At 74.2% G+C, this 10525-nt stretch carries 9 protein-coding genes and 1 pseudogene; 4 read left to right on the plus strand and 6 right to left on the minus strand.

Translation table 11 applies throughout. The features are described from left to right. Window positions 1-69: 69 nt before the first annotated feature. Entirely contained in the window at window positions 70-1350 is a 1281-nt protein-coding gene (locus tag GQS09_RS23670) for an extracellular solute-binding protein (protein WP_165989510.1), read from the minus strand. A gap of 499 nt (window positions 1351-1849) precedes the next feature. Continuing rightward, window positions 1850-2527 (minus strand): AIM24 family protein, encoded by a 678-nt coding sequence (locus GQS09_RS23675; protein WP_165989512.1) that lies wholly within the window; start codon window positions 2525-2527, stop codon window positions 1850-1852. Between the two features lie 80 nt (window positions 2528-2607). Between GQS09_RS23675 and GQS09_RS29875 the strand changes: the two are divergent. After that, a pseudogene (locus GQS09_RS29875) lies at window positions 2608-3507 on the plus strand (calcium/sodium antiporter); the annotation flags it as partial. Window positions 3508-3923: 416 nt separating this feature from the next. On the opposite strand, the gene GQS09_RS29880 reads toward GQS09_RS29875, so the two are convergent. After that, window positions 3924-4514 (minus strand): hypothetical protein, encoded by a 591-nt coding sequence (locus tag GQS09_RS29880; protein ID WP_165989514.1) that lies wholly within the window; start codon window positions 4512-4514, stop codon window positions 3924-3926. A gap of 31 nt (window positions 4515-4545) precedes the next feature. After that, window positions 4546-4911 carry a DUF962 domain-containing protein gene (locus GQS09_RS23690; RefSeq protein WP_165989516.1) on the minus strand — a complete coding sequence of 122 codons (366 nt, stop codon included), beginning with the start codon at window positions 4909-4911 and terminating at the stop codon, window positions 4546-4548. A gap of 189 nt (window positions 4912-5100) precedes the next feature. On the opposite strand from GQS09_RS23690, the gene GQS09_RS23695 reads away from it, so the two are divergent. Next, on the plus strand, window positions 5101-5721 hold the full coding sequence (locus tag GQS09_RS23695) for an L-threonylcarbamoyladenylate synthase (RefSeq protein ID WP_165989519.1): 621 nt from the start codon (window positions 5101-5103) through the stop codon (window positions 5719-5721). A 21-nt stretch (window positions 5722-5742) separates the two neighbouring features. On the opposite strand, the gene GQS09_RS23700 is transcribed toward GQS09_RS23695, so the two are convergent. Then, complete coding sequence (locus GQS09_RS23700) at window positions 5743-6543, minus strand: class I SAM-dependent methyltransferase (protein WP_165989521.1); 801 nt, start codon at window positions 6541-6543, stop codon at window positions 5743-5745. Window positions 6544-6732: 189 nt separating this feature from the next. On the opposite strand from GQS09_RS23700, the gene GQS09_RS23705 reads away from it, so the two are divergent. Continuing rightward, entirely contained in the window at window positions 6733-7110 is a 378-nt protein-coding gene (locus GQS09_RS23705) for a DUF1330 domain-containing protein (protein WP_165989523.1), read from the plus strand. A gap of 43 nt (window positions 7111-7153) precedes the next feature. Here GQS09_RS23705 and GQS09_RS23710 read toward each other — a convergent pair whose 3' ends face one another. Continuing rightward, entirely contained in the window at window positions 7154-9217 is a 2064-nt protein-coding gene (locus GQS09_RS23710; RefSeq protein WP_165989525.1) for a beta-galactosidase, read from the minus strand. 238 nt (window positions 9218-9455) lie between these two features. On the opposite strand from GQS09_RS23710, the gene GQS09_RS23715 reads away from it, so the two are divergent. Continuing rightward, window positions 9456-10265, plus strand: a complete 810-nt coding sequence (locus GQS09_RS23715; protein ID WP_243761721.1) for an AfsR/SARP family transcriptional regulator — start codon at window positions 9456-9458, stop codon at window positions 10263-10265. The last annotated feature ends 260 nt before the right edge of the window (window positions 10266-10525 follow it).

Genomic DNA, 10525 nt, shown 5'->3' on the forward strand with positions numbered 1-10525 from the left:
GGCGGCCGGCGGGCACCGGCGGGGCGGGCGGCGGCGGTGGGCGGCGCGGCGGACCCGGCCTGACCGGGATCAGCCGGTGTCCTGCTCCAGAGCGGCCGCCGTGGACTGCAGGGCGGACAGTACGGCGGCCGGGTCGCCGTCCGGCGCCACCGCACCGGGCAGCATCCGCTGCAGCTCCTCCCGCAGGAGCAGCCAGCTTCCCTTGTTCACCGGCTGGAGCTCGGCCACCGGCATCTGCCGGACGAACTCCCACAGATGCCGGTCGTCCTCGCTGCCCAGCACCGCCTGGCTGCCGGACTCGGTGGGCGGGACGGCGCCGTGCCTGGCGCTCAGCAGCCCGACATTGTCGGCGCGGTACAGGAACGCCAGGAAGTCGCCGACGGCCTCGCCGTTGCCGCCCTCCCGGAAGGCCAGCAGCCAGTCGGCGTGGCCGGTCGGCACCGCGGTCTCCCCCTCCCGGCCCGGGAAGTCGGCGTGCGCGTACGGCACCCCGGACTCCTCCATGGCGGCGAGCACGGCCGGATGGGCCAGCACCATGCCCGCCCGGCCGCCGAGGAACGCCCGGTACGCCTCGCCGCGGTTCAGCCGCCAGTCCGGCCCGGCCAGCCCGGGCGCCACGATGCTGTCCCGCAGCCAGGTGAGCGCCTCGGTGTTGGCGGCCTGGTCCAGCACGTAGTTGTCGGTGATGTTGGTGTAGCCGCCCCCGCCGGCCAGCATCCAGACCATGGCCTCCTCGTGCACCGAATCGGCGCCGAACTGGAGCGCGTACGGTACCTCCACCCCGCTCGCGGCCAGCGCCTCGGCCGCCTCCCGCAGCTCCTCCCAGCTCTCCGGCGGACCGCCGACGCCGGCCCGGCGGAACAGCGCGGTGTTGTAGAACAGCCGCGGAGTGCTGCTGACGAACGGCATCCCGTACTGCTGGTAGTCGAGCTCACCGGCATGGGCGAGGGAGAGGATGAAGTCGAACTGCACCGGCAGCGGCAGGATCTCCTGGACCGGGTACAGCAGCCCGTCCGCCGCATAGGACTCGAACGAGGCGGCCTGGGCGATGTCGGGGATTCTCCCGGCCGCCACCCGCGCGGCCAGCACCGCGTCCAGCTCCTCCCAGGGCACCAGCTCCACCTCGATCCGGACGCCGGGGTGCTCGGCGGCGAACCGCATGGTGAGGTCCNTCCGGACGCCGGGGTGCTCGGCGGCGAACCGCATGGTGAGGTCCTCCCAGAGCGCGGAGATCGGGATCGCGGTGCGCTCCCCGTAGTCGGCCGCCAGCAGGGTGAGCGTGAGGTCCCGGTCGCCCTGCACCCCCGAGCAGCCCAGGGCGGCCAGCGCGACCGCCGCGGTGGCGGCCACGGCCGCCGCGGCCGCGCGTAACCACCGTGCGGTCCTGCTCCGTTTCCGTCTGCGCCGCCCGCCGCCCCCCACGGCTTCCCCCTCCCGCCGCGAACCGCTGCCGGGCCGTGCCTTCCCGCACCGGGGGACCGGTAGTCCTGGTGGAAGCGTTTTCCGGAGGCGTTCGCCCGCCCGGTGGAAGCACTCCCGTACCGGGTGTGACCTGGGAGGATCAGAGTGCCGCAGGTGCCGCAGGTGCCGCAGNCCTTCCCGCACCGGGGGACCGGTAGTCCTGGTGGAAGCGTTTTCCGGAGGCGTTCGCCCGCCCGGTGGAAGCACTCCCGTACCGGGTGTGACCTGGGAGGATCAGAGTGCCGCAGGTGCCGCAGGTGCCGCAGGTGCCGCAGGTGCCGCCGGGGCGCCGCGCCCGGCGCTCGGCCGGTGCCGCCGGCCCCGTCTCACCGGCGGTGGCCGGCGCCGGGACGCCCGGTGACCGTCCGCCGCGGGTGTGCCGCTCCCCTCACTTCTTGCCGCCGGGCGGCGCGGCCTCGCTGGGCTGCACCACCACAAAGCCCTCGCCCTGCAGCATGAGCTGCATGACCTCGCCGGAGCCGCCGGTCACCATGGAGCGCATGCTCTGGCTGCGGTGCAGCGAGCTGTGGAGCTGGCTGCTCCAGCCCACCACCGCGTCGGTGTCCACGTACACCGGCGCCTGCTGGGTGACCGGGATGATGATGGGGTTGCCGTCGCAGATCAGCCCGATCCGCCCCTGGCCCGCGAACTGGCAGTTGAACAGACCGCCGCCGGCCATCCCGGCACCCTTGACCATCTTGATCTCGTAGTTCAGGGTCGGGTCGAAGCACAGCACGTTGCGGCCGTTGACGGTCAGCGCGTCGTGCGGCTCCAGGTCGATGACGAAGCAGCTCTGGGCCTCGTGCGCGAACCACACCTCGCCCACCCCGCGCACCGCCATCAGGGCCAGGCCCTCGCCGGTGACCGCGCGTTTGAACATGTTGCCCAGCCCCTGGTGCTTCACCTCGAACTGGAGATTGCCGCGGTAGGCCACCATGGAGCCCTGGCGGGCGTAGCACTCGCCGTTGACCGCGTACTTGACCGCGTGCGAGTGCTGGAGCGTCATGCCGGCCGCGGTCGGCGTCTGCGCCTGGTATTCGGGCTGGGAAAAAAGATCACTTCTCATGAGCAGATCATAGGCTCGCAAGGGTGAACGAATCCCGGAAACCGGCACGCCGGGACACCTGCGGGCCTACACTCCGGCGCGTGGATCTTCTGGACGCCGGGCGCATCGTCGCCGGACTGGTACTGCTCATCGTCGGTGGCGAACTGCTGGTCCGGGGAGCCTCCGCGCTGGCCCGCCGGATCGGCATCCCCTCGCTCGTGGTCGGGCTCACCGTGGTCTCGGTGGCCACCTCCTCACCCGAACTGGCCGTCACCCTCGGTGCCGTGCTGCGCGACGAGCCCGGCCTGGCGGTGGGCAATGTGGTCGGCAGCAACATCGCCAACGTGCTGCTCATTCTGGGGGTCTCCGCCGTGGTGGTGCCGCTGCTGGTGCAGCGGCGGCTGGTGCGGCTGGACCTGCCGCTGATGGTGGTGCTGTCCGCGGCCCTGCTGGTGATGTCGCTGGACGGCCGGGTCGGCGCGGTGGACGGGGCCGTGCTGCTGGCCGCGATGGCCGGATACCTGGCCTTCACCGTGGTGGCCGGCCGGCGGGAGGCGGCGGGCGGGGCGGGCGGCCCCGCAGCGGCGGCGGAGCCGGCCGCCGGGGAACCACCCGCGTCGGTGCTTCAGTCCGTGTTCTTCGTGGCGGCCGGGGTGGGGCTGCTGGTGGCCGGCGCCTCCCTGCTGGTGGAGGGCGCGGTCAACGTGGCCTCCGCGATGGGGGTCAGCAGCCTGGTGGTCGGCCTGACCGTGGTCGCCGTCGGCACCTCCCTGCCCGAGCTGGCGGTCTCGGTCATCGCCGTGCGGCGCGGCGAGCGCGATCTGGCGGTGGGCAACGTGGTCGGCAGCAACATCGCCAACATCGGCCTGGTCCTGGGCCTGCCCGCGGTGATGTCCTGGGACGGCCTGCCGGTGCCCGACGCGGCGGCCGCGCTGGACATGCCGCTGATGCTGGCCGCGGCGGTGGCACTGCTGCCGATCGCCTTCACCGGCTTCGCCGTCGCCCGCTGGGAGGGCGGCCTCTTCCTCTGCCTGTACGCCGCCTACACCGCCTTTGTGGTNCTGCCTGTACGCCGCCTACACCGCCTTTGTGGTGCTGGCCGCGACCGAGCACGACGCGCTGGACGGCTTCACCGCCGTGATGGCGTGGTTCGTGCTGCCCCTGGTGGCCATGACCCTGATCGCCCTGGCCGGCTACGAGTCCGGGGTGCGAAGGAGGCGCGGCGACGGCCGGGACCGCGACGGCCGCAAGCCGGACGGTGCGGAGCCGGACGGCGGGACCCGGTCGGACGAGGACCCGAGCGGCCCGTCCCGCTAGGGCCCGCCCGGTGCCTCGCAGCCCCGCCTCCCGCATGCTCCGCAGGCGCCGGGCCCGGGACCGGCGCGGGCCGGCGCGCGGCGGCCGGACCGCGCGGCGTTCACGGGTCCAGGCGCTGCAGCAGGCCCCAGGTGAATTCGGCGACATGGCGGCCCGGTTCGCCGTGTGCGTCGGGCGCGGTGAAGACGAGCCGGAACCGGGTGGGCGCCGACCCCTCCCGGGGCTCGGCCGGAGGGAAGGCCCGGGCCACGTCGTCCACCGTGCAGCTCCACGGCCGCAGGTCGTCCAGGGTGCGCAGATCCGGCCCCCGGGAGCCCTCGGCGCGCACCAGCCATTCGTTCCACACCTGGCCGCCGGGCCCGGTCAGTACCTCGAACCGCAGATCGGGCCAGAGCGGCACCGGCCAGCGCAGCACCCGGCAGTCCAGGTCTCCGACCCTGCGGCGGCCGGTCTCGGCGGGCGGGCCGAGCAGCACCCGGTAGCGGGTGAGCGCTCCGCGCAGCCGGGGTGAGCGGGCCATCGCCTGCCAGCGGCGGTGGGCGTCGCGCAGTTCGGCCCGACCGGCGCCGAGCACGCGCAGTGCGTCCTCGACCAGTCCGGGCTGGTGGTCGGCCATCCGCCGCAGCAGCACGAGCTGGAACTGCAGCGGTCCGGGCAGCGCCGCGGCACGGCCGGGGCGGGTGTCGGGCACGGGCGGGGCTCTCCGTGGGGGGCGGCCGGGGTCAGCGGCGCGGGGCGTCCTCGGGGTGCTCGGCCAGCCACTTGGCGGCGATCTCGGAGAGCTCGGCGTCCCGGCCGGCCAGCATCATCCGGATCATCTGGGCGTCCCCGCGCAGTGACCAGGCGGGGTGGCCGAAGGTCGCAGGGTTGTTGCCCTCGATCAGGAAGTGCGCCGGCCAGGCGGTGCCGTAGCCGATCAGCGGCAGCCCGAGCAGCATCCCGGGCCGCCGCCGCACCGCTCCGTAGACCGAGACCGCCAGCCCGGTCAGGGTGCCGGCCAGGTGCACCCATCGGGTGGCGGGCCTGGAGTGCATGGCCACGTAGTACGGCCAGAACTCCTCGTACGTGGCGAAGTGGTGAGCGGACATACCGGCACGCTACCGACCGGACCGGCCCTTGTCACCAGGGTCACCGGGCTGTCCCGGGTGCCGCCGCGGGACCGGCACGCCCCGGGCGGCATCGGCTCGTGCCCGGCGCCCGCGGCAGGAACAGGCAGGACCGGGCAGGACCGGGCCCGGCGGTCCGCCGGCCGGGCCGCGCGGCCGTAAGCTCGGCCCATGGCGAAGTACTTCGATGTGCATCCGGAGAACCCGCAGCGCCGCGTGATCGGCCAGGCGGTGCAGACCGTCCGGGACGGCGGACTGATCGTCTATCCGACGGACTCCTGCTTCGCGCTGGGCTGCCGGCTGGGCAACAGCGCGGGCCTGGACCGGATCCGCGCCATCCGCCAGCTCGACGACCGGCACCACTTCACCCTGGTCTGCCGCGACCTGGCGCAGCTCGGACAGTTCGCGCAGCTCGACAACGCGGTCTTCCGCACCGTGCGGGCGGCCACCCCCGGCAGCTACACCTTCATCCTGCCCGCCACCAGGGAGGCCCCGCGCCGGCTGCTGCACCCCAAGCGCCGCACCGTCGGGGTGCGCATCCCGGACCATGTCGTCGCGCAGGCGCTGCTGGAGGAACTCGGCGAGCCGCTGATCTCCAGCACCCTGCTGCTGCCCGGCCAGGAGGAGCCGCTGACCCAGGGCTGGGAGATCAAGGAACGCCTGGACCACGTGGTGGACGCGGTGCTGGACTCCGGGGACTGCGGCACCGTGCCGACCACGGTGGTCGACTTCTCCACCGCCGAGCCGGAGATCCTGCGCCGCGGGGCCGGGGACCTCTCCCGCTTCGAGTGACCGCGCCCCCGGCGGCGGCCGTCACCCCGCCGGGAGGGCGGTGACGCGGGCGCCCGTTCCGCCCGCGGGGCGCACCCCGGTGAACAGGGTCCGCGGCGGGCGGTCCTCGCCCACCACGGTCTCCGTGGCCGTGGAGACCCGGAAGCCCGCCCCGGCCAGCAGCCGGTGCCACTCGGCCACCGGGAACAGCCCGAACACATGGGTCTCGTGCGCGGTCCTGACCTGTCCGTCGGCCGACCGGAGGGTGAAGGTGTACTCGGTGCGCACCGTGGTGGCGCCGGGCTCCGCGGGCAGGCTCCACTCCAGGTAGCGGGCGCCGCTGCCGTCCGGCGCGTCGCTGCCGCCGCAGTCGGTGGCCGGGCGGTAGGTCTCTGCCACGTGGTCCGGGAAGAAGACGGCGGCCCCGCCGGGACGGCAGTGCGCGTACGCGGTGCGGAAGGCGGCGGCCAGGTCGTCCGGGGTGGTCATGTAGTCGATGGCATCGTGCACGAACACCGCGTCGAACTCCCGGCCCAGCCTGAGGTCCCGCATGTCGCCGCGCAGGTGCTCCACCCCGGGGTTGAGCTCCCGCGACACCGCCAGCATCTCCTCGGAGAGGTCCACCAGCGTCAGCCGGTACCGGTCGCGCAGGTGGCAGGCGGTGTGGCCGCCGCCGCTGCCCAGCTCCAGCACCTCCCGGACCGGCCGCTCGGCCAGACCGAACAGCCGGGCCACGGTCTCGGCGTCGTCCCGGTAGACCTCCGCCGGGGAGATCAGCGGCCACCACGGGGCGAGATCGCCGTAGAGGCGGGCCGGCGGACCGGCCTGGCCCGGTGTCGTCATGGCTGTTCCCTCTTCCGCCGCCGCCGGCCGCAGGGTGTCCCGGAACGCCGCCGGCGGCATCCCGGCATCCCGCCCAGGATCGTATGCCCCGGACGGCCGGAACCGGGGCGGGGGTTGACGGCAGGGGGGCGGAGCGGGTGGGATGCCACCGGAGATAAGCAAGCGCTTGGTCGGCATGGGAGGCTCGTCATGGCGGTGGACCCGCGCGGAACGGACATCAAGCAGTATCTGGCCGAGGACCCCGGCGGACCGGTGGTGATGCTCAATCTGCTGCGCTTCGCGGAGGGCGGCCGGGACTCCTACCGCCGCTACGCCCGGGCGCTGGGCAAGACCTTCCTGCCCCGCTACGGCGGCGAGGTGCTGTACGCGGGGAGCGGCTCCACCGCACTGGTCGCCGAGGACGGCCAGGCCTGGGACGCGGTGCTGCTGGTGCGCTACCCGAGCCGGGAGGCGTTCTCCCGTATGGTCGCCGACCCCGAATACCAGCAGGTCACCCGGTTGCGGACCGAGGCGCTGAGCGAGGCGGTGCTCCAGGCCACGCACGCCTGGCGGCCTGCCGCGGACTGAGCCCCGCCCCGCCGCGCCGCCGCCCCGCGGTGCGGCGGGGCCGTCACGTCGCCGCACTGCCTGCCGGGGCCGCCCCGGAACCGGGGAGCGGGATGCGCAGCACGGCCACGCCCAGCGGCGGGAGGGTGAGGGTGCCGTCGGCCCCGGCCCCGGAGACCAGGTCGACTCCGGCCGCGGGCAGCGGCACCCCGGCCGGGCCGGTCTCGGAGTGGTTGAGCAGGAAGAGGTAGCGGGCGTCCGCGCCGCTGCGGACGGTCGCCTCCACCTCGGCCGGCGCGCCCTCCAGCAGCGGCCGCACACCCGCCCCGGCCACCGCGCCGAGCAGCACCCGGGCCAGCGTCCCGGCATCCGGGCGGGTGCCCAGGTAGTGCACCCGGCCCGCGCCGAAGGAGTTGCGGAGTATCGCCGGCCGGCCGCCGAGCAGGCCCGTGGTGTACCAGGCCGCCACCTCGGCGGTCTCCGGGTGGATGCTGTCCTGCCACCAGTCGGCGCGCCCGGTGCCGCCGTCCGCGAAGCCGATCCCGAAGCTCTCGCCCTCCCGGGCGGGCCAGTACTCGTCCACGTGGGCGCCGATCAGCTCCCGGAACGCCCCCGGATAGGCGGGCCGGCGCACCTGGTTGGCGGCGTCCACCACGCCGGAGAAGAAGGAGCAGACCAGCGTTCCGCCGCCGCGCACGAAGCGGGTGAGCTCCTCGGTGAAACGGTCGTCCACCAGGTAGGCGTTGGGCACCACCACGATCCGGTAGCCGTCCAGGCAGGAGCCGTAGCCGACCATGTCCACCGCGTGGTGCGCCTGGAGCAGCGGCCGGTAGTGGTCGGTGACGACGCCCGGGTAGTCGAAGTCGTTGCGCGGCAGGCCGTGCGTCTCGGTCAGCCCCCACCACGCGTCCCAGTCGAACAGCACCGCGATCTCCGCCGTCGAGGAACTGCCCACCGCCTCCGCGATGCGCGGCAGCTCGCCGCCCAGTTCCTCGATCTCCCGCCAGGTGCGGGACCGGGTGCCGGAATGCGGGAGCATCGCGGAGTGGAAGCGCTCGTGCCCGCCCCGGCCGGCCCGCCACTGGAAGTACAGCACGCTGTCCGAGCCATGGGCGATCGCCTGGTAGGACCCCAGCCGCATCAGCCCGGGCCGCTTGACGTTGTTGACCTTCCACTGCGAGACGGCGCTCGCCGCCTGCTCCATCAGGATCCAGGGCTCGCCGCGCAGCGAGCGCATGAGGTCGAAGTTGAGCGCGGCCGCCACCCGGGAGTCCGGCTGTCCCGGGTCGGGGTAGATGTCCAGCGCGACCGCGTCCTGCTCCGGTGCCCAGCGCCAGTAGTCGGCGTGCCGGTAGAAGCGCATGTAGTTGGTGAGTACCGGGATGTCGTCCCGGCAGGAGCGGACGATGTCCCGCTCGGCCACGAAGCATTCCAGCAGCGCGTCGGAGACGAAGCGCTTGTAGTCCAGCCGCCGCGTCGGATTGGACCAGGAACGCGGTATCTCCGGCGGATTGACCTGCTCCCAGTCCGTGTACACCTGTGACCAGAAGCGGGTGTACCAGGCGTCGTTGAGCGCGTCGAGCGTGCCGTACCTGCGCCGCAGCCAGGCGCGGAAGGCGACGGCGCTCTGCGGGGTGTAGGGCGTGGGCCCGTACTCGTTGCCGATGTGCCACATGGCCAGCGCCGGGTGGTGGGCGTACCGCTCGGCCAGCGCCCGGGTGATCCGGGCGGCGTGCTCCCGGTAGCGGGGCGAGGTGGGGTCGAAGTGCAGGCGGTTGCCGAAGCCGAACGTCTCGCCGTCCTCCATGACCGGGTGCACCTCCGGGTGGCCGTGGGTGAGCCAGACCGGCGGGGCCGCGGTCGGGGTGGCCAGATCGACGCTGATGCCGCCCGCGTGCAGCAGGTCCATCACCTCGTCCAGCCATCCGAAGGTGAAGCGGCCCGGCTCCGGTTCCAGGGACGCCCAGGCGAACACACCGAGGGTCACCAGGTTGACGCCGGCGCGTTTCATCAGGGCCACGTCCTCGTCCCACACGGACCGGTCCCACTGTTCGGGGTTGTAGTCCCCGCCGAAGGCGAAGCCGCCGATCCGGCTGCGGAAGGCGTCCATACGGCTGTTGGCGATCATGTGCGTGCTCCTTGCCCGAGCGGCGCCCGGCCGGTCCTGCGCCGGGCAGAAAGCGGTGACGCCACCATCTCTGCCCATCCCAGCCCAGTGGGAAAGCGCAGCTCACAAGGCCACTCTCATCCCGGTCTCCCGGATCGGCGGGAAGCCGTTGCCCCGCCCGTGCGGTCCGTGGGAGACCACTGACCGGGGCCGGTCCGGGCACCTGCCGGGCCGGAAGAACGATCCACGAGGGGTGAGCATGTTGCAGGTCTCGGTACTGGGGCCGTTGGAGGTCACGGTCGGGGAGCGGCCGGTTCCCGTCACCGCGCAGCGGGCGGCGCGGTTCCTCGCCGCCCTGGCCCTGGCCGGGGGCAAGCCGGTCGGCGTGCCCCGTCTGGTCGACTGCGTGTGGGGGGACCGCCCGCCGGCCACCGCCGAGGCCCAGCTCCAGACCGTGGTGTGGCGGCTGCGCGCCCGTCTGGCCGAGGCCGGCCTGCCCGCCGGCACCATCGTCCGCCGGCCCGCCGGATATCTGCTGCCGGAGGCGGCGTTCAGCACGGACATCCTCCGTTTCCGGCAGGACGTGCACGCCGCGCGGGCCGAACTGGCCGGGGGCCGCCCGGATCAGGCGGCCGACCTGCTGCGCACCGCACTGGGCCGGTGGCGCGGGCCCGCGCTGCTGGGCATCGGCGGCGGGGCGGCGCTCGCCGCCGCGGCGGAGCGGATGGAGGAGGAGCGCCAGCGTGCCCATGAGCAGTGCGCCCGGCTGGACGTGCTGCGCGGCAGGCATCACGCGGTCAGCGCGGAACTGCGCGAACTGGTGGGTCTCTACCCGCTGCGGGAGTCCTTGTCCTGCACGCTCGCGCTGGCGCTGTACCGGTCGGGGCGGCAGGGGGACGCCCTCGGGGTGCTGCGGCGCACCCGGGACCGGCTCCGGGACCGGCTGGGCATGGATCCCGGCCGGGAACTGGCCGCGGTCGAGCAGGCGATCCTGCGGCAGAGCATCGGCTTCTCGGCCGCCGAGAACCGGCTGGAGCTCCGGCAGATCGAGCGTGCGCTGGAGGGCTGAGGCACGGGCCGGTGCGGCTGCCCGGGCCGGAGACGGCGCCCCGCGGCCGCGCCCCGCCCTTGCCTGCGGGTCCCGGCGGAGCCGGGTGAGAGCGGGAGGAGAGCCGAGGAGACAGCGGAGGGGGTGACAATGGCCGCCTCGGAATTCGCCACGGGGAGGATCGGATGCCGGTGATGTCGCGACGCGGGACCGTGGCCGCGGGCGGGGGAGCGGCCGCCGGCCCGGCCTGTGGCGCCCCGGCGACCGCCCCGGCCCCGGCG

The organism is Streptomyces sp. YIM 98790 (assembly GCF_011421595.1).
Lineage (GTDB): Bacteria > Actinomycetota > Actinomycetes > Streptomycetales > Streptomycetaceae > Streptomyces.

Coding starts and splice junctions, on each gene's coding strand:
- GQS09_RS23675 (WP_165989512.1), bottom strand. CDS start 2,527: ATGAGAAGTGATCTTTTTTCCCAGCCCGAATACCAGGCGCAGACGCCG.
- GQS09_RS23690 (WP_165989516.1), bottom strand. CDS start 4,911: ATGTCCGCTCACCACTTCGCCACGTACGAGGAGTTCTGGCCGTACTAC.
- GQS09_RS23695 (WP_165989519.1), top strand. CDS start 5,101: ATGGCGAAGTACTTCGATGTGCATCCGGAGAACCCGCAGCGCCGCGTG.
- GQS09_RS23700 (WP_165989521.1), bottom strand. CDS start 6,543: ATGACGACACCGGGCCAGGCCGGTCCGCCGGCCCGCCTCTACGGCGAT.
- GQS09_RS23705 (WP_165989523.1), top strand. CDS start 6,733: ATGGCGGTGGACCCGCGCGGAACGGACATCAAGCAGTATCTGGCCGAG.
- GQS09_RS23710 (WP_165989525.1), bottom strand. CDS start 9,217: ATGATCGCCAACAGCCGTATGGACGCCTTCCGCAGCCGGATCGGCGGC.
- GQS09_RS23715 (WP_243761721.1), top strand. CDS start 9,456: ATGTTGCAGGTCTCGGTACTGGGGCCGTTGGAGGTCACGGTCGGGGAG.